This window comes from Comamonas sp. GB3 AK4-5 (assembly GCF_041320665.1).
Classification (GTDB): Bacteria; Pseudomonadota; Gammaproteobacteria; order Burkholderiales; family Burkholderiaceae_C; genus Comamonas.
On sequence record NZ_CP166730.1, the window covers coordinates 981,797 to 1,007,709 of the forward strand.

At 63.3% G+C, this 25,913-nt stretch carries 22 protein-coding genes; 17 read left to right on the forward strand and 5 right to left on the reverse strand.

Going from position 1 to position 25,913, the window contains the following annotated elements:
• Positions 1-148: 148 nt before the first annotated feature.
• The 3 genes from ACA027_RS04285 to ACA027_RS04295 all read left to right on the forward strand — a co-directional run bounded on the left by ACA027_RS04285 (position 149) and on the right by ACA027_RS04295 (position 3,379).
• Positions 149-1,150, forward strand: a complete 1,002-nt coding sequence (locus tag ACA027_RS04285; protein WP_370681164.1) for a tripartite tricarboxylate transporter substrate binding protein BugE — start codon at positions 149-151, stop codon at positions 1,148-1,150.
• The gene (locus ACA027_RS04290; RefSeq protein WP_370681165.1) at positions 1,150-2,037 is read left to right on the forward strand and encodes an N-formylglutamate amidohydrolase; all 888 of its coding nucleotides are present in this window, start codon (positions 1,150-1,152) and stop codon (positions 2,035-2,037) included. Before ACA027_RS04285 ends, ACA027_RS04290 begins: the two co-directional genes overlap by 1 nt.
• Before the next feature lie 370 nt (positions 2,038-2,407).
• Entirely contained in the window at positions 2,408-3,379 is a 972-nt protein-coding gene (locus ACA027_RS04295; protein ID WP_370681166.1) for a Bug family tripartite tricarboxylate transporter substrate binding protein, read from the forward strand.
• Positions 3,380-3,597: 218 nt separating this feature from the next.
• Here ACA027_RS04295 and ugpQ read toward each other — a convergent pair whose 3' ends face one another.
• From ugpQ to ugpB, 5 genes are all read right to left on the reverse strand, one after another.
• On the reverse strand, positions 3,598-4,371 hold the full coding sequence (gene ugpQ / locus ACA027_RS04300) for a glycerophosphodiester phosphodiesterase (RefSeq protein WP_370681167.1): 774 nt from the start codon (positions 4,369-4,371) through the stop codon (positions 3,598-3,600).
• A gap of 125 nt (positions 4,372-4,496) precedes the next feature.
• A complete protein-coding gene (locus tag ACA027_RS04305) occupies positions 4,497-5,504 on the reverse strand; it encodes a sn-glycerol-3-phosphate import ATP-binding protein UgpC (RefSeq protein WP_370681168.1) in 1,008 nt (335 codons plus the stop codon).
• Between the two features lie 56 nt (positions 5,505-5,560).
• A complete protein-coding gene (gene ugpE / locus ACA027_RS04310) occupies positions 5,561-6,409 on the reverse strand; it encodes a sn-glycerol-3-phosphate ABC transporter permease UgpE (RefSeq protein ID WP_370681169.1) in 849 nt (282 codons plus the stop codon).
• A gap of 146 nt (positions 6,410-6,555) precedes the next feature.
• Positions 6,556-7,437, reverse strand: a complete 882-nt coding sequence (ugpA, locus tag ACA027_RS04315) for a sn-glycerol-3-phosphate ABC transporter permease UgpA (protein ID WP_370681170.1) — start codon at positions 7,435-7,437, stop codon at positions 6,556-6,558.
• Positions 7,438-7,640: 203 nt separating this feature from the next.
• On the reverse strand, positions 7,641-8,957 hold the full coding sequence (gene ugpB / locus ACA027_RS04320) for a sn-glycerol-3-phosphate ABC transporter substrate-binding protein UgpB (RefSeq protein ID WP_370681171.1): 1,317 nt from the start codon (positions 8,955-8,957) through the stop codon (positions 7,641-7,643).
• A 469-nt stretch (positions 8,958-9,426) separates the two neighbouring features.
• Between ugpB and ACA027_RS04325 the strand changes: the two genes are divergently transcribed.
• From ACA027_RS04325 to ACA027_RS04390, 14 genes are all read left to right on the forward strand, one after another.
• Positions 9,427-13,326, forward strand: a complete 3,900-nt coding sequence (locus ACA027_RS04325; protein ID WP_370681172.1) for a DUF3683 domain-containing protein — start codon at positions 9,427-9,429, stop codon at positions 13,324-13,326.
• A complete protein-coding gene (locus ACA027_RS04330) occupies positions 13,323-13,784 on the forward strand; it encodes an HIT family protein (RefSeq protein WP_370681173.1) in 462 nt (153 codons plus the stop codon). The genes ACA027_RS04325 and ACA027_RS04330 overlap by 4 nt, the downstream gene beginning before the upstream one ends.
• A gap of 123 nt (positions 13,785-13,907) precedes the next feature.
• Positions 13,908-14,378, forward strand: coding sequence for a gamma-butyrobetaine hydroxylase-like domain-containing protein (locus ACA027_RS04335; protein WP_370681174.1), 471 nt, complete (start codon positions 13,908-13,910; stop codon positions 14,376-14,378).
• 337 nt (positions 14,379-14,715) lie between these two features.
• Complete coding sequence (gene ubiE / locus ACA027_RS04340; protein WP_370681175.1) at positions 14,716-15,447, forward strand: bifunctional demethylmenaquinone methyltransferase/2-methoxy-6-polyprenyl-1,4-benzoquinol methylase UbiE; 732 nt, start codon at positions 14,716-14,718, stop codon at positions 15,445-15,447.
• Positions 15,448-15,545: 98 nt separating this feature from the next.
• Complete coding sequence (locus ACA027_RS04345; protein ID WP_370681176.1) at positions 15,546-16,544, forward strand: Tim44 domain-containing protein; 999 nt, start codon at positions 15,546-15,548, stop codon at positions 16,542-16,544.
• A 31-nt stretch (positions 16,545-16,575) separates the two neighbouring features.
• Positions 16,576-17,163 carry a hypothetical protein gene (locus ACA027_RS04350; RefSeq protein WP_370681177.1) on the forward strand — a complete coding sequence of 196 codons (588 nt, stop codon included), beginning with the start codon at positions 16,576-16,578 and terminating at the stop codon, positions 17,161-17,163.
• Entirely contained in the window at positions 17,160-18,728 is a 1,569-nt protein-coding gene (gene ubiB, locus ACA027_RS04355; RefSeq protein ID WP_370681178.1) for a ubiquinone biosynthesis regulatory protein kinase UbiB, read from the forward strand. The genes ACA027_RS04350 and ubiB overlap by 4 nt, the downstream gene beginning before the upstream one ends.
• A 32-nt stretch (positions 18,729-18,760) precedes the next feature.
• A complete protein-coding gene (locus ACA027_RS04360; protein WP_370681179.1) occupies positions 18,761-20,224 on the forward strand; it encodes a sodium:solute symporter family protein in 1,464 nt (487 codons plus the stop codon).
• A 131-nt stretch (positions 20,225-20,355) separates the two neighbouring features.
• Complete coding sequence (locus ACA027_RS04365) at positions 20,356-20,640, forward strand: FmdB family zinc ribbon protein (protein ID WP_370681180.1); 285 nt, start codon at positions 20,356-20,358, stop codon at positions 20,638-20,640.
• Between the two features lie 5 nt (positions 20,641-20,645).
• Positions 20,646-21,272 (forward strand): DUF502 domain-containing protein, encoded by a 627-nt coding sequence (locus ACA027_RS04370; protein WP_370681181.1) that lies wholly within the window; start codon positions 20,646-20,648, stop codon positions 21,270-21,272.
• 42 nt (positions 21,273-21,314) lie between these two features.
• The gene (aspS, locus tag ACA027_RS04375; protein ID WP_370681182.1) at positions 21,315-23,123 is read left to right on the forward strand and encodes an aspartate--tRNA ligase; all 1,809 of its coding nucleotides are present in this window, start codon (positions 21,315-21,317) and stop codon (positions 23,121-23,123) included.
• Positions 23,124-23,356: 233 nt separating this feature from the next.
• On the forward strand, positions 23,357-24,184 hold the full coding sequence (locus ACA027_RS04380; protein WP_370681183.1) for a CsgG/HfaB family protein: 828 nt from the start codon (positions 23,357-23,359) through the stop codon (positions 24,182-24,184).
• 92 nt (positions 24,185-24,276) lie between these two features.
• Positions 24,277-24,789, forward strand: a complete 513-nt coding sequence (nudB, locus tag ACA027_RS04385) for a dihydroneopterin triphosphate diphosphatase (RefSeq protein ID WP_370681184.1) — start codon at positions 24,277-24,279, stop codon at positions 24,787-24,789.
• The gene (locus ACA027_RS04390; RefSeq protein WP_370681185.1) at positions 24,786-25,580 is read left to right on the forward strand and encodes an endonuclease/exonuclease/phosphatase family protein; all 795 of its coding nucleotides are present in this window, start codon (positions 24,786-24,788) and stop codon (positions 25,578-25,580) included. The genes nudB and ACA027_RS04390 overlap by 4 nt, the downstream gene beginning before the upstream one ends.
• Positions 25,581-25,913 lie beyond the last annotated feature (333 nt).

Genomic DNA, 25,913 nt, shown 5'->3' on the forward strand with positions numbered 1-25,913 from the left:
GGCTGCAGCGGGAGGTGAGTTGGCGGCGAATTATGAGCACTGGTAATACATGCCGGCCTTTTTGTCTCTTTTCCCCCGCACACATTCCTTCAAGAATCGCCCCACCCATTGGTATTCCCATATTCACAAAATTCCGAGGAGATCCCCCATGCCCTTGCGCCGCACCCTGCTGAGCACTGTTGCCGCCACTGCCTTGTTGAGCGCCCTGGCACCCGCCATGGCTGCCAGCCCCGCGAATGCCTCCGGCGCCGGCTACCCCAACCGCCCCATCCGCCTGGTCGTGCCCTTTGGTGCGGGCGGCTCCACCGACATGGTGGCCCGCTTGCTGGCCGAGAAGATGGGCCCCATCCTGGGTCAGTCCGTGGTGGTGGAGAACAAGGGCGGAGCGGGTGGCTCCATTGGTGCGGCAGAAATCGCCCGGGCCGCTGCGGACGGCTACACCATCGGCATGGCCACGGTGTCCACCCATGGCGCTAACCCGGCCATCATGAGCAAGCTGCCCTATGACGCCAAGAAAGACTTCACCCCCATCACCAATGTGATGAGCGTGCCCAGCGTGTTTGTGGTCCACCCCAGCGTGCCGGCCAAGACCATGAAGGAGTTCATTGCACTGGCCAAGGCCAACCCCGGCAAGTACACCTTTGCCTCGCCGGGCACGGGCTCGCTGGGCCATGCCAATATCGAGAACTTCATGAACCTGGCCGGCATCAACCTGCTGCACATCCCCTACAAGGGCGCGGGCCAGGCCTTGAACGACGCCCTGGGCGGCCAGGTGAATGCCATGACGGACAATCTGCCGTCCTCGCTGTCCAACATCCAGGCCGGCAAGCTGCGCCCCCTGGCCGTGCTGGCCTTCAAGCGCGCCGAAGCCCTGCCCGATGTGCCCACCTATACCGAGCTGGGCTTCCCGCAAATGGGCGATGGCGGCTGGTTCGGCCTGGTGGCCCCGGCTGGCACACCGCGCGCCATCATTGACAAGCTCAACGCTGCCGCCCACAAGGCCATGCAAGACTCGGCCTATCTGGCCAAGCAAAAAGACATCTCTGGCGAAGGCATGGCCAACAGCCCCGAGCAGTTTGCCAAGCAGATCGACACCGCCATCGCCCGCTACACGGCCGTGGCACAGCGCGCCCACATCAAAGTTGACTGATGACACAGCTGCCTGATTTTCTGCAGCCCCGGCCCGGGCAACCGGTGCTGGTGCACCCCCCGCAAGGCCCGGTGTTGCCGCTGGTGTGCGACTCGCCCCACAGCGGCACCCACTATCCCACCGACTTTGGTGTGGCTGTGCCGCTGGCGCTGCTGCGCCGTGGTGAGGACAGCCATGTGCATACCTTGTGGGATGCCCTGCCCGCCTACGGCGCCACGCTGATCGAGGCCACGTTTCCGCGCACCTATATCGACCCCAACCGCACGGAGGGTGACATCAACCCCGCCATGCTGGATGGGCCATGGCCGCAGCCCTTGCAGCCCGGCCCCAAGACGCTGCAAGGCCTGGGCCTGGTGTGGGAGCGCATCAGCCAGGCCGGCCAGGCCACGGCGATCTATGAGCGCAAGCTCAGCGTGGCCGAGGTGCAGCACCGCATTGAGGCTTACTGGCGGCCCTACCACGCGGCCGTGGCCCAGGCCATTCGCTGGAGCGTGGACCGCTTTGGCGGCGTGTGGCATATGAATCTGCACTCCATGCCCAGCGATGTCTACCAGCGCCTGGGCCGTGCAGATGCCCCGCCGCTGGCCGACTTTGTGCTGGGCGACCGCGACGGTACGACCTGCGCGCCGGAGTTCATCCACTTGATTGGCGACACCTTGCAGGGCCTGGGCTATAGCGTGGCCTATAACGAGCCCTACAAGGGCGTGGCGCTGCTGGCCGAGATAGGCCAGCCCCAGCTGAACCGCCACAGCCTGCAGATCGAAATCAACCGCCAGATCTATATGGACGAGGCCACGCGCGAGCCCAATGCCGGCTTCGAGCCGCTGCGCCAGAATCTGCAAAAAGTGATGGCGGTGGTGGCGGACTATGTCCACGGAAAGTTGTAGAGCCCCCTGAGTCGCTAACGCGCCTTCCCCCCGCTCTCGCCTCGCAAGCGATGCGGGCTGGGGGACGCTGCCAGCGCGGCGGGGCGGCCCTTGCGCGGCAGCCCTGGCGTGGGCGTGCCGGTTTCATGCGCTGTGCATCTCATCTTGCCCCTCGCCTTTTTGGAAAGAAGGCTGGAGTAAGAGACTGGCGTGGGTGCGGGTACGGCTGTCCTTGCCGTGTGATCCGTGGATAGCTGAAGCAGGCTGACGGCCTGGGCGCTTGTGGCTGGCGGTGCATGCAGCGCTTTCTACAATGGTTTTTGCACACCAGCGCGGCCGAGTTTCCCCGGCCGCGTTGCTTTTTCAGCCCCTAAAAAATCGGAGACACAACATGGCATCCATCGTGCGCACCGGCCTGGCCCTGGCGGCAGGCGTTTTGCTGTCTGTGGCCGCCCAGGCCCAGAGCTTTCCCAACAAGCCCATCCGCGTGGTGATGGGCTTCCCGGCCGGCGGCCCGCTGGACCAGCATGCCCGCCTGCTGAGCGACAAGCTGCAGGCCGTGCTGGGCCAACCCATCATCGTGGACTACAAGCCCGGTGCGGGTGGTTCCGTGGGTGCCCAGGATGTGATGCGCTCGCCGGCCGATGGCTATACGCTGATGCTGGCCAACACCGGGGTGATGGCCATCAACCCCGCGCTCTACAGCCGCCTGCCCTACAACACGCTCAAGGACTTCACGCCCGTGGCGCGCACCGCCATGCAGCCGCTGGCGCTGCTGGTGAACAACAAGGTGCAGGCCAAGAGCCTGCCGGAATTCATCGCTTACGCCAAGGCCCACCCCGGCAGCATCAATTTTGGCTCGGCCGGCAATGGCGGCATCAGCCACCTGGTGCCCGAGATGTTCAAAAGCGCGGCAGGCGTGGACCTGGTGCATATCCCCTACAAGGGCAGCGCCCCGGCCTTTACCGATTTGATCGGTGGCCAGGTGCAGTTCATGGCGGAAAGCATTCCCCAGGCAGCGGCCTATCACAAGCAGGGCAAGGTGCGTGCCCTGGCCGTGACCAGCAAGGAGCGCAACCCGGCCCTGCCCGAGGTGCCTACGGCCATCGAAGCCGGCCTCAAAGGCTTTGAAGTCGTGGGCTTCTATGGCTTTCTGGCCCCGGCCGGTACACCCAAGGAGGTGGTGGGCAAGCTCAGCAGCGCTTTCCAGCAGGTGATGCAGCTGCCCGAGGTGCGCAGCCGCATGGTGGAGCAGGGCGCCGATCCGGCCTTTCTGGGGTCTGATGACTTCGCCAAATTCCTGGCCGGCGAAATGCCGCGCTGGGCCGCAGCCGTCAAGGCTTCCGGCACGAAATTGGATTGACACCCCCTGAGGCGCTCGCAGCCAGCGCGGCGGGGCGGCCCTTGTGCGGCTGCTCTGGCTTGGGGGCGTCAGCGTGGTGCGCTGTTGGGCAGGCAGAAAAACCGGCCATGCCGGTTTGGGGGTGAATATTTCATAGCGCCTAGCGCTTATGCCGCAATGGTTTCAGGCGCATAGAGTGTTGAGGCCCAGGCTATTAACGCTACGAATGCTCCTGTTTTTTACAGCCCCGGCCCGGTCTGCGCCGGGCTGAACAGATCGACCCGGTCGGTGATGATGCCGTCGGTGCCCAGGTCGATCAGGCGCTGGGCGGCCCAGGCGTCGTTCACGGTATAGCTGCTGCAGTGCAGGCCGGCGGCGTGCACCTTGGTCACCAGCTCGGCCGTCCACAGCTCGTGGTTGAGCACCATGGCGCTGCAGCCCAGGTCCAGGGCGGTCTGCAGATCGATGTCTCCGGTGCCATCGGCCAGCTTGTCCACCAGCAGGCCGCGTGGGATATGAGGCGCAACTTCCTTGGCGCCTTGCAGCGAGGCAGGCTTGAAGGAGGTGAACAGCGGCGGGGTGCGGTCCTGGGGCCAGATACGGTTCATCAGTGCGCCACAGGCGCGGCCGGTTTCCAGTTCCTGGCCGGGCGTGGGCTTGATCTCCACATTCAGCTGCAGCTGATTGGCCAGGCACCAGCGCGCCAGGGCTTCCAGCGTGGGCAACTGCTCGCCCGCATAGGCACGCGAATGCCAGCTGCCGGCGTCCAACTGGGCGATCTCGCCCATGGTCAGGTCGCTGCCCGTGCCGTGGCCGTTGGTGGTGCGCTCCAGCTCCGCGTCATGCATCAAAAACAGCACGCCGTCCTTGCTGAGCTTGGCGTCGCATTCAAAAAAGCGGTAGCCGTACTGGGCTCCCAGGCGGAAGGCACTGAGCGTGTTTTCCGGTGCCAGCTTGCCGGCGCCGCGGTGGGCGACCCAACGGGGATAGGGCCAGGGTGCGAGTGTGGTCATGGACTTGTTATGCAATCACGTGGCTTTGAAAACTGGCGTGGCCCAGTCCAGGGACAGCGAGCAAGGGCCGCCCCGCAGCGAGGCTGTCGTCCCCCTTGGGGGAAGCCGCTACGCGGCTCAGGGGGTTACAGTCTTTTTCCTGTCTCGGCGTTAAACCAGTGCAGGCGATCTTCGCGGGCGGAGATACGGGCGGTCTCGCCGGGCTTGGGATAGGGCTTGCCTTCTTCCACGCGCACCGTGACGTCGTCGCTGCCCACCTTGCCGTAGAGCAGGCGCTCGGCGCCCAGCAGTTCCACGGTGTCGACCTTGAATTCCCAGCCGCCGGCATCGACCAGGTCGATGTGCTCGGGGCGGATGCCCAGAATCTGGCCTTGCTTGCCGTTCGGGGCGTTCTTCAGCAGGTTCATGGGGGGCGAGCCAATGAAGCCGGCCACAAAGGTGGAGGCGGGGGTGTGGTAGACCTCTTCGGGCGTGCCGAACTGCTCCACATAGCCGCCATTCATGACCACCATGCGCTGGGCCAGCGTCATGGCTTCCACCTGGTCGTGGGTCACGAAGATGGAGGTGATGCCCAGTTCGGCGTGCAGCTTCTGGATTTCGATGCGGGTCTGGCCGCGCAGCTTGGCGTCCAGGTTGGACAGCGGCTCGTCAAACAGAAACACCTGGGGCTGGCGCACGATGGCGCGGCCCATGGCCACGCGCTGGCGCTGGCCGCCGGAGAGCTGGCGCGGCTTGCGGTCCAGCAGATGGCTCAGCTCCAAAATCTTGGCGGCCTTGTCCACGCGGCGCTTGATCTCGTCTTCCGGCACCTTGGCGAGCTTCAGGCCATAGGCCATGTTCTCGTAGTTGCTCATGTGCGGGTAGAGGGCGTAGTTCTGGAACACCATGGCGATGTTGCGCTTGGCGGGTTCCAGGTCGTTGACGACCTTGTCGCCAATCCACAGCTCGCCACCGGTGATTTCTTCCAGGCCGGCGATCATGCGCAGCAGCGTGGACTTGCCGCAGCCCGAGGGGCCGACCAGCACAATGAATTCGCCGTGCTTGATTTCGACGTTCACGCCATGGATGACGGGCACGGCGGTCTTGCCGCTGCCGTAGCGCTTGACGATGTTCTTGAGAGAGATGGATGCCATAACAGGGTTGTATTCAATCGGTCAAAAGAGGGCGGAGGGGCCCGTTGAGGCGGGGATTACTTTTCGGTATCCACCAGGCCTTTGACAAACCACTTTTGCATCAGCATCACCACGGCTGTGGGCGGCAGCATGGCGAGGATGGCGGTGGCCATCACGATGTTCCAGTCCACGGCGGCTTCGCCACCGGCCAGCATGCGCTTGATGCCGATCACCACGGGGTACATGTCTTCCGAGGTGGTCATGAGCAGCGGCCACAGGTACTGGTTCCAGCCATAAATGAACTGGATCACGAACAGGGCGGCAATCGAGGTCTTGGACAAGGGCACCAGAATGTCCTTGAAGAAACGCATGGCGCCTGCGCCGTCAATGCGTGCGGCTTCCACCAGCTCGTCCGGCACCGACAGAAAGAACTGGCGGAACAGGAAGGTGGCCGTGGCCGAGGCAATCAGCGGCAGCGTCAGGCCGGCGTAGCTGTTGAGCAGACCCAGTTCGGCCACCACCTTGTAGGTGGGCAGAATGCGCACTTCCACCGGCAGCATCAGCGTCAAGAAGATGGCCCAGAAGCAAATCATCTTGAACGGGAAACGGAAGTAGACGATGGCAAAGGCCGACAGCAGCGAGATGGCGATCTTGCCCACGGTGATGATCATGGCCACCCAGAAGCTGACCCACATCATGTGAAGCACATTGGTGTTGGAGCCCAGCTTGCCGGAGCCGATCAGTGCTTCCTTGTAGTTCTCCCACATATGGGAGCCAGGCAGCAGCGGCATGGGGGCCTGGACGATGGCGTCGGCCGTGTGGGTGGAGGCGATCAGGGCCAGGTACAGCGGGAAGGCCACGATGGCCACGCCGAAAATCAGTACGGCGTGGGAGAAAAAATTGAGCCAGGGATTTCTATCAACCACGAGGGGTCTCCGGGTTCAGAAAAAAAGTGGTGAAAGTCATGGGCGTATGCAAGGCACGGCCGAGATCAGAGGTGCCGCGCAAGGGCCGCCCCGCAGCGCCGGCGCCGTCCCCCTGGGGGGAAGCCGCGCAGCGGCTCAGGGGGGGGTCAATACTGCACTTTCTTTTCAACATAGCGGAACTGAATCACGGTCAGCACGACGACGATCAGCATCAGGATCACCGACTGCGCTGCGGAGCCGCCCAGGTCCAGGGCCTTGAAGCCGTCCAGATAGACCTTGTAGACCAGGATGGAGGTCGACTGGCCGGGGCCGCCGTGGGTGGCTGCGTCAATGATGCCGAAGGTATCAAAGAAGGCATAGACGATGTTGATCACCAGCAGGAAGAAGGTGGTGGGCGAGAGCAGGGGCAGCTGGATGTTCCAGAAACGGCGCCAGGGGCCGGCACCGTCGATGGATGCGGCTTCGATCAGCGCCTTGGGAATGGACTGCAGGCCGGCCAGGAAGAACAGGAAGTTGTAGGAAATCTGCTTCCACACCGAAGCCAGCACGATCAGCGCCATGGCCTGGTTCTCGTTCATCAGGTGGTTCCAGCCGTAGCCCAGCTTTTCCAGGCCGTAGGCCACCACACCGAGAGAGGGGGAGAACATGAAGATCCACAGCACACCGGCAATCACGGGTGCCACGGCGTAGGGAATGATCAGCAGCGTCTTGTAGACCATGGCGAAGCGCACGATGCGGTCCGCAAAAATGGCCAGGCCCAGCGAGGCTGCAATGCCGATACCGGCCACCAGCACCGAGAAGATGGCGGTGCGGTAGAAGGAGTCCAGATAGGTCGGGTCGGAGAACAGGGTGCGGAAATTCTCCAGCCCCACCCATTCCGTGTTCATGCCAAAGGCGTCTTCCATCTGGAAGGACTGGAGCACGGCCTGGCCTGCGGGCCAGAAGAAGAAGATGCCAATGACCAGCAACTGGGGAGCTATCAGCACCCAGGGCAGCCATTTGGATCGGAAAAGTACGCGTTTTTCCATGGGGTTCACAAACAAGAAAGCCGCCGTGCCCAGGGAAGGAACTGCGGAGGTCTAGGGTCGACTGCTGCCGTATGCAAGCAGGGAAGCGAGTCGAAACGAATCGAGACGAAACACTTTGTTGTCGAATTTCCGCGTATTGTGCCTAGCGAAAAGCCGCTGCGCCAGAGACGCAGCGGCTGGTCTTGCGAAAAGAAGGGAATTAATTACTTCTTGTACGAACGCTCGAAACGCGCCAGCAGTTCATCGCCGCGGCTCACGATGGAGTCCAGGGCTTGCTTGCCGGTCTTCTTGCCGGCCCACACTTGCTCGAGTTCTTCGTCCTCGATGGTGCGGATCTGCACATAGTTGCCCAGGCGGATGCCGCGCGAGTTGTCGGTGACCTTGCGGACCATCTGGGTCACGGCGGTGTCGGTGCCGGGGTGCTTTTCATAAAAGCCCGACTTGTTGGTCAAGTCGTAAGCGGCCATGGTCACGGGCAGGTAGCCGGTGCGCTGGTGCGAAGCGGCCTGCACCTTGGTCTGGGAGATGAACTCGAAGAACTTGGCCACGCCCTTGTATTCCTCGGCCTTCTTGCCAGCCATGACCCACAGCGAAGCGCCACCGATCACGGTGTTCTGGGGAGCGCCCTTCACATCGGGGTAGTAGGGCAGGGGTGCCAGGCCGTAGGCGAACTTGGCGTTCTTGGCCACGTCGCCGTAGTAACCGGAGGAGGTCTGGATCATGGCGCATTCACCGGCGGTGAACGAAGCCTGGGGGATGGCGCCACGGCCCTTGTAGACAAACTCACCGGCCTTGGCCGCAGCGGCCAGGTTGTCGATGTGCTTGACGTGCAGGGGCGAGTTGATCTTCAGGCGGGCCTTGTAGCCGTTGGCGGAGAGGCCGTTGTGCTCGGTGGCGAACTCCACGTTGTGCCAGGTGGAGAAGGACTCCAGCTGGGTCCAGCCTTGCCAGGCCAGGGTCATGGGGCAGCTGTGGCCGCTGGCCTTGAGCTTCTTGGCGGCTTCGAACACTTCAGGCCAGGTGGCAGGGGCCTTGTCGGGGTTCAGACCGGCCTTTTTGAAGGCGTCCTTGTTGTAATAGAAGATGGTGGTCGAGCTGTTGAAGGGGAAGCTCAGCATCTGGCCGTTGGGGGCGGTGTAGTAACCGGCCACGGCGGGGATATAGGCCTTGGGGTCGAAGGCCACGCCGGCGTCACCCATGATCTTGGCCACGGGCACGGTGGCGCCCTTGGAAGCCATCATGGTGGCGGTGCCCACTTCGAACACCTGCAGGATGTGGGGGGCATTGCCCGAACGGAAGGCAGCGATGGCGGCCGTCATGGATTCGTCGTACACACCCTTGAAGGTGGGCACAACCTTGTATGCCTTCTGGCTTTCGTTGAATTGCTTGGCCAGATCGTTGACCCACTCGTTGTTCACGGCGGTCATGGAATGCCACCACTGGATTTCGGTGGTTGCGTGGGCAGTGCCGATGGCGGCGGAGGCAATCGCGGCAGACAGTGCCAGGCGCTTGAGTTGCATGCAGGACTCCTTGTGTGCAATGCAGGGGGAGAGTGTGTAACCCATGGTAGTGGGCCCGAATGGCGCTTGTGTGACGCAGCTGGCGCCGGCTTGTACCGAAGCGCGCAGCACCTTGACGGTGCGGCTTTGGGGGCTGCAGCGTCACAAACGGTGCGGTCATTCTATGTCTCGAGGTTGCAAACAGGTACCAAAGACACGGCTGCTTGTGGCGCTGTAACAAAACAGAAACGAAAAGATTGGAGCATGAACGCGCTGTTGCTCGAATGGCGTGCGGGGGCGGTGCTTTTGTGCTTGTGGTGCATCGATGGCCTTCTCGCGACCGCACCGCGCAGAGATCGCGGCGCGGCGCTTGGCCCCCAGCCGTGGCATGGCTTCAGGGAAAGCCCGGCAGGATCCGGGCCCCTGGCATAAAATTGCCGTCCCCATGGCTCAGGAGCGCCCTCTAGGGCGCCCATCCCCCGGTCCCCACATGAATGCACCGATTGCGCAGGCCGCCTTATTGGGCAAGTCGGCCGAACCTGCCCGACTCCGCGAAATTCCCTATAACTACACCTCGTTCTCCGACCGGGAAATCGTGATCCGCCTGCTCGGCGCGCCCGCGTGGAACGTGCTGGAGCAGCTGCGCAGCGAGCGCCAGACCGGTCGCTCCGCCCGCATGCTCTATGAGGTGCTGGGCGATATCTGGGTGGTGCAGCGCAACCCCTATCTGCAGGACGACCTGCTGCACAACCCCGGCCGGCGCAAGCAGCTGGTGGAAGCCCTGTCCCACCGCATGGCCGAGGTGCAAAAGCGCCGCGTGCCCGAGGCCGATGCCCAGCGCGACGCCCTGGTGGGCGAGCTGATTGCGGCGGCCAACAACGCGGTGCATGAATTCGACCTCATGTTCGACGAGGCCGAGAAGTTGCGCCAGCGCGTGCGCAAGCAACTGGGCAAGCTCACGCACAAGGACAACATCAAGTTCGATGGTCTGTCGCGCGTCAGCCATGTGACCGACGCCACCGACTGGCGCGTGGAATACCCCTTTGTGGTGCTGACGCCCGACTCTGAAGTCGAGATGGCAGGCCTCGTCAAAGGCTGTATCGAGCTGGGTCTGACCATCATTCCGCGCGGAGGTGGCACGGGTTATACCGGCGGCGCGATTCCGCTGACCTGGCGTTCGGTGGTGATCAATACCGAAAAGCTGGACGCCATCACCGAAGTGCAGATGCAGCAGCTGCCCGGCGTGGATCACCCCGTGCCCACGGTGTGGACCGAGGCCGGCGTGGTCACCCAGCGCGTGGCCGATGCGGCCGAGCGCGCCGGCTTTGTGTTTGCCGTGGACCCGACCTCGATCGAGGCCTCGTGCATAGGCGGCAACATCGCCATGAATGCCGGCGGCAAGAAAGCCGTGCTGTGGGGCACGGCGCTGGACAACCTCGCTTCCTGGCGCATGGTCACGCCCGATGCGCAGTGGCTGGAAGTCACGCGCCTGAACCACAACCTGGGCAAGATCCACGACGCCGAGATGGCCAGCTTCGAGCTGAAGTATTTCGAGGCCGACGGTAAGACCTTTGTGCGCACCGAGCGCCTGGACATTCCCGGCCACAAATTCCGCAAGGAAGGCCTGGGCAAGGACGTGACGGACAAGTTCCTCTCCGGCCTGCCCGGCGTGCAAAAAGAGGGCACGGATGGCCTGATCACCAGCGCACGCTGGGTGGTGCACCGCATGCCGGCGCACACGCGCACGGTGTGCATGGAGTTTTTCGGCAATGCCAAGGACGCCGTGCCCTCCATCGTCGAGATCAAGGATTACATGTTCGCCGAGCAAAAGCGCTCGGGCGTTCTGCTGGCGGGCCTGGAGCATCTGGACGACCGCTATCTGAAGGCGGTGGGCTATGCCACCAAGAGCAAAAAGGGCAACGGCCACCTGCCCAAGATGGTGCTGATTGGCGACATCGTGGGCGATGACGCCGACGAAGTGGCGCGCGTGGCCAGCGAAGTGGTGCGCATTGCCAACTCGCGCAACGGTGAAGGCTTTACCGCCGTGAGCGCCGAGGCACGCAAGAAATTCTGGCTGGACCGCAAGCGCACGGCGGCGATTTCGCGCCACACCAATGCCTTCAAGATCAATGAAGACGTGGTGATCCCGCTGCCGCGCATGGCCGAATACACCGACGGCATCGAGCGCATCAATATCGAACTCTCGCTGCGCAACAAGCTCAAGCTGTGCGACGCGCTGCTGGCCTTCTTCCAGGACGGCAGCCTGCCCCTGGGCAAGCAGGACGATGCGGGCGAAATCCCCAGCGCCGAGCTGCTGGGCGACCGCGTGCAGCAGGCCGTGGCCCTGGTGCAAGAGGTGCGTGGCCTGTGGGCGGGCTGGCTGGGCGATGTGGCCCAGCTGTTCCCGCAGCTGCAGGACCACCGCCTGCGCTCCAGCTGGAAGACGCAGATCAAGGCGCCGCTGGCCCAGATCTTCAATGGCGAAGCTTTCAAGGCTATCCTGGCCGAGACGGTGCAGATTCACCAGCGCGTGCTCAAGGGCCGCGTGTGGGTGGCGCTGCACATGCATGCCGGCGATGGCAATGTGCACACCAACATCCCCGTCAACTCCGACGACTACGAGATGCTGCAGACGGCGCACGAGGCCGTGGCCCGCATCATGCAGCTGGCCCGCAGCCTGGACGGTGTGATCTCGGGCGAGCACGGCATTGGCATCACCAAGCTGGAATTCCTCACCGACGAAGAACTACAGCCTTTTGCTGACTACAAGCAGCGCGTGGACCCGGAAGGCCGCTTCAACCGTGGCAAGCTGATCCGCGAAAAGAACGGCCTGGTGCCGGCGCGCTCGCCGCGCGAGGCGCTGATGTATGCCGATCTGACCAATGCCTACACGCCCTCGTTCGGCCTGATGGGCCACGAGTCGCTGATCATGCGCCAGTCCGACATCGGTGCCATCGCCGACTCCGTCAAGGACTGCCTGCGCTGCGGCAAGTGCAAACCGGTGTGCAACACCCATGTGCCCGGCGCCAATATGCTGTATTCGCCGCGCAACAAGATTCTGGCCACCTCGCTGCTGGTGGAAGCCTTTTTGTACGAGGAGCAGACACGCCGCGGTGTGTCGCTCAAGCACTGGCAGGAATTTGAAGACGTGGCCGATCACTGCACGGTCTGCCACAAATGCTTTACGCCCTGCCCGGTCAAGATCGACTTTGGCGATGTGACCATGAATATGCGCAATCTGCTGCGCAAGATGGGCAAGAAGAGCTTCAACCCGGGCAACAAGGTGGCCATGGCCATGCTCAATGCTACGAATCCCGACACCATCAAGCTGCTGCGCAAGGGCATGGTGGGTGTGGGCTTCAAGGCACAGCGCCTGGCGTCCGATCTGCTGCATGCCGTGGCCAAGCCGCAGATGAAGCGCCCGCCCGCCAGCGTGGGCAAGGCGCCGCTCAAGGAGCAGGTGATTCACTTCGTGAACAAAAAGCTGCCCGGCGGCCTGCCCAGCAAGACGGCGCGTGCGCTCCTGGACATCGAGGACAAGGAGTACGTGCCCATCATCCGCAACCCGGTCACCACCACGGCCGATACCGAGGCGGTGTTCTATTTCCCCGGTTGCGGCTCGGAGCGCTTGTTCAGCCAGGTGGGCCTGGCCACCCAGGCCATGCTGTGGCATGCCGGCGTGCAAACCGTGATGCCGCCCGGCTACCAGTGCTGCGGCTATCCCCAGCGCGGCAGCGGTCAGTACGACGTGGCGGACAAGATGATCACCGACAACCGGGTGCAGTTCCACCGCGTGGCCAACACGCTGAACTACCTGGACATCAAGACCGTGGTCGTGTCCTGCGGCACCTGCTATGACCAGCTGCAGGGCTACCACTTCGACAAGATCTTCCCGGGCTGCCGCATCATCGACATCCACGAGTTCCTGCTGGAAAAAGGCATCACGCTGCCGGCGGGGCAGGGCGGCTACCTCTACCACGACCCCTGCCACAGCCCCATGAAGCTGCAGGATCCGATGAAGACGGTGAAGGCCCTGGTGGGCGATGGTGTGATCAAGAGCGACCGCTGCTGCGGCGAGTCCGGCACCTTGGCCGTCTCGCGCCCCGACATCTCCACCCAGATCCGCTTCCGCAAGGAGCAGGAGATCCTGAAGGGCGAGGCCGAGCTGCGCGCCAATGGCGCTGTGGATGCCAAGCAAAACGTCAAGATCCTGACCAGCTGCCCGGCCTGTCTGCAAGGTCTGTCGCGCTATGGCAATGACCTGAAGGACGGCCTGCTGGAGGCCGACTACATCGTCATCGAAATGGCCAAGCAGATCCTGGGCGAGAACTGGCTGCCCGAGTATGTGAAGCGCGCCAACGATGGCGGCATCGAAAGAGTGCTGCTGTGAGCGCCGCTGCCCCCAACACCTTCCCGGCCCAGCCCGGTTGCCCGCTGTGCGACGAACTGGGCGGCCAACTGGTCTGGCAGGGCAGCAAGGCCCGTGTGATCCGCGCCCAGGAAGCGGGCTTTCCCGCTTTCTACCGCGTGGTGTGGACGGCGCATGCGACCGAGTTCTCCGATCTGGGCCCGGCCGAGCGCGCCGAGTGCATGGAGCTGGTGGCCGCGGTGGAAACCGTGTTGCGTGCCCAGCTTTCTCCGGACAAGATCAACCTGGCGGCCCTGGGCAATATGGTGGCCCATCTGCACTGGCATGTGATTGCACGCTGGCGCTGGGACAGCCACTTTCCCGGCTCGGTCTGGGCTGTGGAGCAGCGCCCGCGCGATCTGGCGCGCGAAGCAGAGATTGCGGCCCGGCTGGACGCAGTGGACCGCGCCATTGCCCAGGCATTGGCCCCGCAGGTTTGAAAATAGGAGCTGCCTCTGCTGATGTAGTTATTATTTCCAGGTGATTTGCCTCGGAAACTGGCTCGGTAAAAGCACAGGTAGCTATGGTTTTAGAGCACTCCATGTTCTTCGATAGGTGTCTTTATGGCTGACTTGCCCATTCCCCAGTCCATCACCCTGCACGGCGCCTCGCGCCTGCTGGAGCTGGGCTATGCCGACGGTGTGGTGCACCGCCTGCCATTCGAGTTTCTGCGCGTGCATTCGCCCTCGGCCGAGGTGCAAGGCCACGGCCCCGGCCAGGAAGTGCTGCAGACCGGCAAGCGCGAAGTGGACATCAACGCGCTGGAGCCCGTGGGGCATTACGCCATCAAGCCCATCTTCAGTGACGGGCATGAAAGCGGCATCTTCACCTGGACCTATCTGCACGAGCTGGGCAGCAAGCAAGAAGCGCTGTGGGCCGACTACCTGGCGCGCCTGGCCGCTGCCGGTGTGGACCGCGACCAGCCCATGGCCGCCAAGGCCGGCGGCAGCTGCGGCACGGGTGCTGCAGCCGCGGCGCCCGCGGAAAGCGGTGGCGGTGGTTGCGGCAGCGGTTCCTGCGGTTGTAAGAGCTGATCCCCCTGAGTCGCCTGCGGTGCCGTCCCCCCAGGGGGACGGCACCGGCGCGGCGGGGCGGCCCTTGCGCGGTGCGGTGCTGGCTGCCGGCATTGCGGGTGCCGCAGGCATCTGTGAATCGTGGATTTGTAGCCGGCCTGTAGCCGCTTCCTGTCCCAAACCCGAGGGCACCATGTGTTCTTGCTGCCATGCAGCATAGATCGCGGTGCTATAGTTAAAGTAGCTGTTGCCTTCGGCGGCATCAGCGTTGATCGCCTCTACGGCTGGAAGCGATGCCCTGTAGGCCTACGGGGTTGTCGCTGTACCTGTCGCCAGGGGCTGCTTACATTTCTGTCCTATGAGCAGCACACACTTTGGATTCCAGACCGTCGACGAGAACGAAAAAGCTGGCCGCGTGCGCGGTGTTTTCGATTCCGTGGCCTCGAAGTACGACGTCATGAACGACCTGATGTCCGTCGGTCTGCACCGCGCCTGGAAGGCCTACACCGTCATGGTGGCCAACCTCAAAGAAGGTGACCAGGTGCTGGACATCGCCGGCGGCACGGGCGATTTGTCCATGGCTTTTTCCAAAAAAGTGGGAACCAGTGGCCGGGTTGTGCACACTGATATCAATGAGGCCATGCTGCGCGTGGGCCGCAACCGCCTGATCGACAAGGGTGTGGTGCTGCCCACCTTGGTGTGCGATGCCGAGAAGCTGCCCTTTCCCGACGGTCATTTCGACCTGGTCAGCGTGGCCTTCGGCCTGCGCAATATGACGCACAAGGACGCGGCGCTCAAGGAAATGAACCGCGTGCTCAAGCCGGGCGGCAAGCTGCTGGTGCTGGAGTTCTCCAAAATTGCCAAGCCGCTGGAGAAGGTCTATGACTGGTACTCCTTCAACATCCTTCCCAAGATGGGTTCGATGGTGGCGGGCGATGCGGAAAGCTACCGCTATCTGGCGGAATCCATTCGCATGCACCCGGGTCAGGAGGCGCTCAAGGGCCTGATGCAGCAGGCAGGCTTCGGTCATGTGGACTATCACAACATGACGGGCGGCGTGGTGGCGCTGCACATGGGCATCAAATGCTGAGCATGCGGGCAGACAAAGACAGGGACAGGTTCACGCAGGCGTGGACCAAGGGTTTTGGTTAGTTTTCAGATTGAGTCAATGACAGGGAGAACAAAGCGATGATGAAGGTGTGGGCAGTGGTTTTGGTCGCAGTGCTGGCCGTGGTGCATCCCGATGCAGAAGCCAAGCGCGTGGGTGGTGGCAGTTCCATGGGACGTCAGTCCAGCAACGTGACGCAGCGCGAGGCCGCTCCGCGTCCGGCGCAGGCGCCAGCGCAGCAGCAGCAAGCTGCCAAACCCGCTACGCCTGCACAGGCAGCGCCTGCGGCACAGCCCAAGAAGCCTTGGGGCGCCATGCTGGGCGGCCTGGCTGCCGGCCTGGGTCTGGCCTGGCTGGCGAATTCGCTGGGTTTTGGTGAAGCCTTTGCCAACATGCTGATGTTCGGCCTGCTGGCCATGGCCATCATGGTGGTCATTGGCATGGTGATGCGTGCCCGCAACAAGCCCAAGGCAGCAACGGCCTCGGCCGCGGCCTCGCCTTTTGCTTTCCAGGGCGCTGGTGCTCCGGTGTCGCCACCGGCTCCGGATACCGTGGTGCAGCCGCGCCAGTACAACCCCGAGAAAGTCGGTAACGACGCCTCGGCCCGTCCCTGGGAGCAAGACCATGTGGCCGCAGGCGGCTCCATGATCGGCTCCGGCCTGACCGGCGGCGGCATTCCCGACAGCTGGAGCGTGCCCGATGGCTTTGATGCCGAAGGCTTTCTGGCTTCTGCCAAGCGCAACTTCATCAGCCTGCAAGCCGCCTGGGACCAGGGTGATGTGGCCACGCTGCGCTCCATGATGACTGATGAGATGCTCGGCGAAATCAAGAGCCAGCTGCAAGAGCGCGAAGGCCAAAGTGGCGGCGCAGCCAACCAGACCGATGTGGTCATGATCGAAGCCCAGCTGCTGGGCATCGAAGACCTGGGTCGTGGCTATATGGCCAGCGTGGAGTTCTCGGGCATGATCCGCGAAGACGCTTCGGCCGGCCCCAGCCCCTTCCGCGAAGTCTGGAACATGACCAAGCCCAAGGACAATTCCAGCGGTTGGCTGGTGGCTGGATTGCAGGCTTTGCAGTAAAGCTTTCCACTTCAGGAATAATCGGGGGACTATGGCAACACAGTCCCCCTTTTCTTTTCTCAACAGCCTGGCCGAACGCGTGGTGCATACCGTGCAGCCGCCCCAGTGGCTGGTGCATGAAACCCAGCAGCGCGTCGTGCTCTTTCTCAACCATGTGTTGATGCAGGAAAAGGCCGCCACGGAGCGCCTGGTGCGTCAAAAGGGTCGTGTGGCCAGGGTGCAGTGGCGCAGCTTCAATATGGCGCTGCTGATCACCCCGGCTGGCCTGTTCAATCTGGCGCCCGAAGGCGCCGCCCCCGATCTGCTGCTGGAAATTGCCGACAGCAACCCGCTGGCGCTGGCCCAGAGCGCGTTGCGCGGTGACAAGCCCGCCATCCGCATCGAAGGCGATGTGCAGCTGGCAGCCGACATCCACTGGCTGGTAGACAACGTGCAGTGGGATGTGGAGGAAGACCTGGCGCGCGTCATTGGCGATGCGCCAGCCCACATGATTGGCAGCGCTGCCCGCAAGCTGGCCCAGGGCCTGCGCCAGTTCGTTGGCGCCCGCATGGGCGGCCAGCAGGCAGCCACCGGCAGCGTGCCGGTGGTGGTGGAACCCGAGTCCCGTCCGCCGCAATGAGCAAGCTCCTGCGCGGTGTCGCCATCGTCTGGGTGGTGTTGCGGTATGGGCTGGATGAGCTGGTGCTCTCCGGCTTCGACCATCCCTGGTTGCGCCAGCTGCGGCGCGTGCTCACCCTGGGTCGCAAGCTGGACAAGCCGCGCGGCCAGCGCCTGCGTCTGGCGCTGGAAGAGCTGGGCCCGATTTTTGTGAAATTCGGCCAGGTGCTGTCCACCCGCAGCGACCTGATGCCTCCCGATGTGGCCGAGGAGCTTGCCAAGCTGCAGGACCGCGTGCCCCCGTTTGATCCGCAGATTGCGATCGAAACCATTGAGCGTGCCTTCCGCAAGCCCCTGGACCAGGTCTTCGTCAGCTTCGAGCGCGAGCCGGTGGCCAGTGCCTCGATTGCCCAGGTGCACTTTGCCGTGGTGCGCGACCGTGACGGCAAAGAGCGCGAAGTCGCCGTCAAGGTGCTGCGCCCGGGCATGAAGCGGGTGATCGACAAGGATCTGGCCCTGATGCACATGATGGCCAGCTGGGTCGAAAGACTCTCTGCCGACGGCAAGCGCCTCAAGCCCCGCCAGGTGGTGGCCGAGTTCGACAACTATCTGCATGACGAGCTGGACCTGATCCGCGAAGCCTCCAACGCCGCCCAGCTGCGCCGCAACATGGAGGGGCTGGACCTGGTGCTGATCCCCGAGGTGTTCTGGGACTTCTGCCGCACCGATGTGATGGTGATGCAGCGCATGAAGGGCGTGCCCATCAACCAGATCGACCGTCTGCGCGAAGCCGGGGTGGACATCCCCAAGCTGGCGCGCGATGGTGTGACCATCTTCTTCACCCAGGTGTTCCGCGACGGGTTTTTCCACGCCGACATGCACCCGGGCAACATCATGGTCAGCCTGGAGCCCGAAACCTTCGGCCGCTATATCTCGCTGGACTTCGGCATCGTCGGCACGCTGACCGAGTTCGACAAGGAATACCTGGCGCAGAACTTCACGGCCTTCTTCCGCCGTGATTACAAGCGCGTGGCCGAGCTGCACATCGAAAGCGGCTGGGTGCCCCCAGAAACCCGAGTCAACGACCTGGAGGCCGCGATACGTGCGGTCTGTGAGCCTTATTTCGACCGGCCGCTGGCAGAGATATCCCTGGGCATGGTGCTGATGCGCCTGTTCCAGACCTCGCGCCGCTTCCAAGTGGAAATCCAGCCCCAGCTGGTGCTGCTGCAAAAGACGCTGCTCAACATCGAAGGCCTGGGGCGCCAGCTCGACCCCAATCTCGATCTGTGGAGCACGGCCAAGCCTTTCCTCGAAAAGTGGATGCTGGACCAGATGGGCCCGCAGCGTTTGTGGCGCGAGCTCAAGGCCGAGGCGCCGCGTTACGCCAAGCTGTTGCCCGAGCTGCCGCGACTGTTCTACGATTTCCTGCAGCACCGTGGCCAAGGTGACCAGCAGGCCTTGCGCGAGCTGGTAGCCGAGCAAAAACGCACCAACCGCCTGTTGCAAACCCTGGTGTATGGCGCTTTGGGCTTTGTGCTGGGCCTGGTGTTGGTGCGCGTTCTGCTGGCTACGCGTTTCATTTTCTAAAAACAATAATTTTTTCTGCGAGAGGACCAGCCGTGCTGCTCTTTATGGTGATTGCCTACCTGTTTGTCACCATCGGCATAGGCCTGTGGGCCGCCAGGCGGGTGAAGAACACGGCCGACTTTGCCGTCGCCGGCCGCCATTTGCCGATGTACATGATCATCACCCTCACGTTCGCCACCTGGTTTGGCTCGGAGATCGTGCTGGGGGTGCCGGCCAAGTTCATCGAGGGCGGCCTGCATGCCGTGGTGGAAGACCCCTTCGGCGCCGGCATGTGTCTGATCCTGGTGGGCCTGTTCTTTGCCGGCAAGCTCTACCGCATGACCTTGCTGACCATCAGTGACTACTATCGTGGCCGCTATGGGCGGGGCATTGAGCTGATCTGCTCACTGATCATCATGCTCAGCTATCTGGGCTGGGTCTCGGCCCAGGTCACGGCGCTGGGCCTGGTGTTCAACCTGCTCTCGGGCGGGACGCTCTCCATACCCTGGGGCATGGCCATTGGCGTGCTGTCGATTCTGATCTATACCCTGTGGGGGGGCATGTGGTCGGTGGCGGTGACCGACTTCATCCAGATGATCATCCTGGTGGTGGGCCTGGTGGTGCTGGCCTACTTTGCCGCCGACATGGCCGGCGGTGCCGACAAGGTGATTGAACTTGCCACCAGCCGCGACCTGTTCAAGTTCTGGCCCGAGCCCAGCTGGCACGAGATTTTGTTCTTCTTTGGCGCGGCCATCACCATGATGCTGGGCTCCATCCCGCAGCAGGACGTGTTCCAGCGCGTGATGTCGGCCAACAGCGAAAAGGCCGCCACGCGCGGCACCATCATCGGCGGCACGGCCTATATCTTGTTTGCCTTTGTGCCCATGTTCCTGGTGGCCAGCGCGCTGATCATCATGCCCAGTGAGGTGACGGCCCTGCTGGCGGAAGACCCGCAGAAAGTGCTGCCCACGTTGGTGATGGAAAAAATGCCGCTGGCCATGCAGGTGCTGTTCTTCGGTGCGCTGCTGTCGGCCATCAAGTCCTGCGCCTCGGCCACCTTGCTGGCTCCCAGCGTCACCTTCACCGAAAACATCTGGCGCCAGATGCGGCCCATGACCAGCGACCGCGAGAACCTGCTCACCATGCGCATCAGCGTGCTGGTGTTTGCCGTCTGCGTGCTGGCCTATTCCATCCTGATGGAGGGCACGCCCATTTATGAGTTGGTCTCCAGCGCTTATCAAGTGCCTCTGGTGGGGGCCTTTACCCCATTGATCTTTGGCCTGTACTGGAAGCGTGCCAGCACCCAGGGGGCTTTTGCCGCCGTGGTGCTGGGCATTGGTGTGTGGCTGTTGTTCATGGTGGTGCCCGGCTGGGCCGAGGTCTTCCCGCAGCAGCTGGCAGGCTTGATGGCGGCCATCACCGGCATGGTGGCCGGCTCGCTGCTGCCGCAATGGGTGTCCAACCGCCGCGATGAGGTGGTGCACTACACCTCCGACACTGGCATGACGCCTGCCTGATGTGATGCTGCAGCCCGGGCCTTGCTGCGTGCAGGCCCGAGGGCCGCAGGTGGGGATTGGCCATGCCGGGGGCGGCCGCGGCACGGCTGCCTATAATTAAAGGTTTTGCGATCTCCTTTTTCTTTCGCCCTATGCCTATTTATGCGTACCTGTGTGGCGCCTGCGGCCACGCCAAAGATGTGCTGCAAAAGCTGTCCGACGCACCGCTGACCCAGTGCCCGGCCTGCAGCGCAGCCGCGTTTGCCAAGCAGCTCACCGCACCGGGCTTTCAGCTCAAGGGCACGGGCTGGTACGCCACCGACTTCAAGGGCGGCGCCAGCAGCGCTGCTTCGGCCAAGACGGAGCCGGCTGCTACCCCTGCCTGTGGTGCCGGCGGCTGCGGCGCTGCGGCGGCATGTTCCGCTGCGGAGGTGTGAACGCCATGTTCGCCTTGCGCAAGTGGCTGTTCAGCGGACTGCTGGTCATTGTTCCCGGGGTCATCACGGCCTGGGTGCTGAACTGGATCGTCAGCACGCTGGACCAGACGCTGCAAATCCTGCCGGAAGCCTGGCAGCCCGACCGCTTGCTGGGCGTGCATATTCCCGGCTTTGGCGTGCTGCTGACCCTGGCCATCTTGCTGGTGGTGGGCGCCGTGGCCAGCAACTTCATCGGCCGCAAGCTGGTGAGCTGGGGCGATGCGGTGATCACCCGCATCCCGGTGGTACGCTCCATCTATTCCAGCGTCAAGCAGGTCTCGGACACGGTGTTCTCCGACAGCGGCAATGCCTTTCGCACCGCGGTGCTGGTGCAATGGCCGCGCGAAGGGGTCTGGACCGTGGCCTTCATCACCGGCAACCCTTCGGGGGAGGTGGCCAACTATCTGCGTGACGAATATGTCAGCGTGTTTGTGCCGACCACGCCCAACCCCACGGGCGGCTACTTTGTGCTGATGCGCAAAAGCGATTGTGTGGAACTTGAGATGAGCGTGGATGCCGCGCTCAAGTACATCGTCTCCATGGGGGTTGTGGCGCCGCCGCCGCTGCCCGTGCCCGACGAACCCAACCGATAAACAACCCAAGCGCGCTCCACAGGGGCGCAGGAAGATAAACCAATGGCCATGCGCTCTGAATACTGCGGTCTTGTGACCGAGGCCCTGATGGGCCAAACCGTGACCCTGTGCGGCTGGGTGAATCGCCGCCGTGACCATGGCGGTGTGATCTTCATCGACCTGCGCGACCGCGAAGGCTATGTGCAGGTGGTGTGTGACCCCGATCGCGCCGAGATGTTCAAGACGGCCGAAGGCATTCGCAATGAGTTCTGCGTGCAGATCAAGGGCCTGGTGCGTGCACGCCCTGCCGGCACCACCAACGACAAGCTCAAGAGCGGCCAGATCGAGGTGCTGTGCCATGAGCTGAATGTGCTGAACGCCTCCGTCACCCCGCCGTTCCAGCTGGACGACGAAAACCTGTCGGAAACCGTGCGCCTCACCAACCGCGTGCTGGACCTGCGCCGCCCGGTGATGCAGCGCAACATGATGCTGCGCTACAAGACTGCCATCCAGGTGCGCAACTTCCTGGACAAGCTAGGTTTTATCGACATCGAAACCCCCATGCTGGGCAAGTCCACCCCCGAAGGCGCCCGCGACTATCTGGTGCCCTCGCGCGTGCATGACGGCGAATTCTTTGCCCTGCCCCAGTCGCCCCAGCTGTACAAGCAGATGCTGATGGTGGCCGGTTACGACCGCTACTACCAGATCACCAAGTGCTTCCGCGACGAAGACCTGCGGGCCGATCGCCAGCCCGAATTCACGCAGATCGACTGCGAAACCTCCTTCCTGAACGAGGAAGAGATCCGCGCCATCTTCCAGCGCATGATCTGCGAAGTCTTCCAGACCCAGCTGAATGTGGATCTGGGCGAATTCCCCATCATGACCTACCAGGACGCAGCCTTCCGCTTCGGTTCGGACAAGCCTGACCTGCGCGTCAAGCTGGAGTTCACCGAGCTGACCGACTGCATGGGCGACGTGGACTTCAAGGTCTTCTCCACCCCCGCCACCACCAAGGGTGGCCGCGTGGTGGCCCTGCGCGTGCCGGGCGGCGCCCAGATCTCGCGCGGCGAAATCGACGGCTACACCGAGTTCGTCAAGATCTACGGCGCCAAGGGCCTGGCCTGGATCAAGGTCAACGAAGTGGCCAAGGGCCGTGACGGTCTGCAGTCCCCCATCGTCAAGAACCTGCACGACGCAGCGATTGCTGAAATTCTGAAGCGCACCGGCGCTCAGGATGGCGACCTCATCTTCTTCGGTGCCGACAAGGAAAAGATCGTCAACGACTCCATCGGTGCCCTGCGTCTGAAGGTGGGGCACAGCGAGTTCGGCAAGAAGAACGGCCTGTTCGAAGACCGCTGGGCACCGCTGTGGGTGGTTGACTTCCCCATGTTCGAGCATGACGAGGAAAACAACCGCTGGGCCGCGGTGCACCACCCCTTCACCAGCCCCAAGGACGGCCACGAAGAACTCATGGTCAGCGACCCGGGCAAGTGCATTGCCAAGGCCTACGACATGGTCCTGAACGGCTGGGAACTGGGCGGTGGCTCGGTGCGTATCCACCGCGCCGACGTGCAGGCCAAGGTGTTTGCCGCCCTGAACATCTCGCCCGAAGACCAGCGCGCCAAGTTCGGCTACCTGCTGGACGCGCTGCAGTACGGCGCGCCTCCCCATGGTGGCCTGGCCTTTGGCCTGGACCGTTTGATCACGCTGATGACGGGTTCCGACTCCATCCGCGACGTGATCGCCTTCCCCAAGACCCAGCGCGCCCAGGACTTGCTGACGCAAGCGCCTTCGCCCGTGGACGAAAAGCAGCTGCGCGAGCTGCACATCCGCCTGCGCAACACGGCGGTGACCACCACCACGGCCGAGTAAGCCTTGCATGCGTGGGGAGCAGGTTTGCATCCCACCACAGCACAGGCTTTGAACACTTTTCGGCCTGCGCGATAGTCCAACGCCATCCAGCCCCGCGGCTGGGTGGCGTTTTTTCTTGCTCTCTGTTTGGGAGCTGACAGTGCACAAGACATGGAGTTTTCAGCTTGAAACCCCATGGAACCGGACGACACAAGGCATGGGTAGCTATGGTTTTTGATATCCGGATGAACCGTATGGGGCGCAGCGCACTGGGCTGGGTGGCCGTATGTGGGGCCGTCTTCGCTGCCTTGGCGCTCGGGGGCTGTGGAGAAAAACGCACCGAACTGGGCCAGGGCGGCTCGGAAATCACGGGTTCTGCCGGCCCGCAGGGTGCGCGCGATGCGGCACCCTCGCTGGAAAAATGCGAGGCACCCATTGCCACCGTGGCCTTGGTTGAGAATCCCCGCGGCTACGTCATGCCCTATGGCAATGGCCAGCTGCCGCCATCGCCCGTGCCCCTGGTGAAACTGCTGGCCCAGCAAAGCGGCTGCTTTCGCGTGGTGGACCGCCATGCCGGCCTGCAGGGCACGCTGCGTGAAGGCCAGTTGCGCGACGCCGGTGTGCTGCGCCAGGGCAGCACGGTACAAAAGGGCAAGGGCTATGAGGCGCAATACCAGTTGGTGCCCAGCCTGACCTTTAGCGAGCAGAACGCGGGCGGTGGCCTGTCCGGCATCATCGCCATGATTCCTGTGCTGCGCGATATTGCTGGGCTTGCCGGCCTGGTGGAGAACGTCAAGTTCAAGGAAGCGCAAACCGCGCTGTTTCTGACCGACACCGAAACCACGGAACAGGTGGCCGCAGCCACGGGTGCGGCCCGCACTACAGACCTGGGAGCGGGCGGCTTGATATTGGGTAAGCTGGGTGGCGGCGGTGGTGCTGGCTGGAGCAATACCAATGAAGGCAAGGTGATTGCCGCCGCATTTCTGGATACCCACAACCAGTTGGTGCACCAGCTACGTGTGCTGCAGACCAAGACCCTGCCTCCGGCGGTCGCAACCCGAACACCCGCTGCGGCACGCTGAGGTCCCTGCGCAAAAGAGGCGGTGAGTGGTGACCTGAGAGCGGGCAAAGGTTTTGTCACGCAGCCGTTGCTCCACGGCGCTACCATGGGGTCATGGTGAATGTGTCAGCCCAGGGCTTGCCTGCTGCTGCGGCAGTGGGGCAGTCTTTCAAGATTCCCGAATCGGTATTGGTCATCATCTACCGTGCCGATGGTCAGGTGCTGCTGCTGCGCCGCAGCCAGCCCGCGCCCGAGGGCCAAGCCTTTTGGCAAGGCGTCACGGGCAGCAAGGATTTTGCGCACGAGGACTGGCGCACCACCGCCATGCGCGAGGTGCAGGAAGAAACCGGCATCGACGCCCTGGCCCCTGGCTGTGAACTGCAGGACTGGGGCCTGGAGAACATCTACACCATCTACCCGCACTGGCTGCATCGGTATGCGCCCGGTGTATGGTGGAACACCGAGCGGGTGTTTGGATTGCGGGTGCCGTCCTACACGGAGCCTGTCTTGAATCCCCGCGAGCACACCGCATTTGCTTGGCATGCTTGGCGGGAAGCGGCCGACCGCTGCTATTCCCCTTCGAATGCCGAAGCCATTCTTCACCTGCCTTCCTACCTTCCTGCATGAAAGAGCCCACTCCCTCAGTGCTGACCACCGCATCGGGCATTGTTTTGCCGCCCGAGCCGGCCGTTTTGCGCGTGGCCACCTACAACATCCACAAAGGTGTGCAGGGCCTGGGGCCCACGCGGCGGCTGGAGATTCACAACCTGGGCCACGCGGTGGAGCAGCTCGATGCCGACATCGTCTGCCTGCAGGAGGTGCGCAAGATGAATCGGCGCGAGGAGCAGTATTTCGAGCGCTGGCCCAAGGTGTCGCAGGCCGAGTTCCTGGCGCCCGAAGGCTATGAATCGGTCTACCGCACCAATGCCTACACCAAGGACGGCGAGCACGGCAATGCGCTGCTCACGCGCTGGCCCGTCAAGGGCAGCAACCACATCGACATCTCCGACCACCGCTTCGAGCAGCGAGGCCTGCTGCATGTGGAGGTGGAGGTGCGCGGCCGGGCCGTGCATGCCATCGTGGTCCACCTGGGCCTGATCCCCGGCAGCCGCGTGCGCCAGATCCAGGCGCTGCAGCAGTTCATCGAACGCGAGGTGCCGCCCGGTGCGCCCCTGGTGGTGGCCGGCGACTTCAACGACTGGGGCACCCACATCAAGCGGCTGCTGGCCAGCTACGGCTTGTACGAGTTCGAAGCCGATGGCCTGAGCGCGTTGACCTATCCCTCGCGCCTGCCGCTGGCCCAGCTGGACCATGTCTATGTGCGCGGCATGACGCCCACCAGCTTGGCCGTACCCCAGGGCCGCATCTGGTGGCGTATGTCCGATCACTTGCCGTTGATTGCGGAATTCCATATATAGGACACCCCCCTGAGGCGCTGCGCGCCTTCCCCCCGCTCTTCGCGAGCTGTGCTCGCGGGCAGGGGGACGCTGCCAGCGCGGCGGGGCGGCCCTTGCGCGGCAGCTCTGACTTGTGGGCTGTGCCGGCTTTATGCGCAGGGGCCTGAATGAGGGCCTGGTGATGTGCAAATTACACCCATGGGTAGGTTGTGCTGCTTTTCCCGCTCTTCGCGAGCTGTGCTCGCGGGCAGGGGGACGCTGCCAGCGCGGCGGGGCGGCCCTTGCGCGGCAGCTCTGACTTGGGCTGTGCCGGTTTTATGCGCTGGGCCTGATTGAGGGCTTGGTGGGATGCAA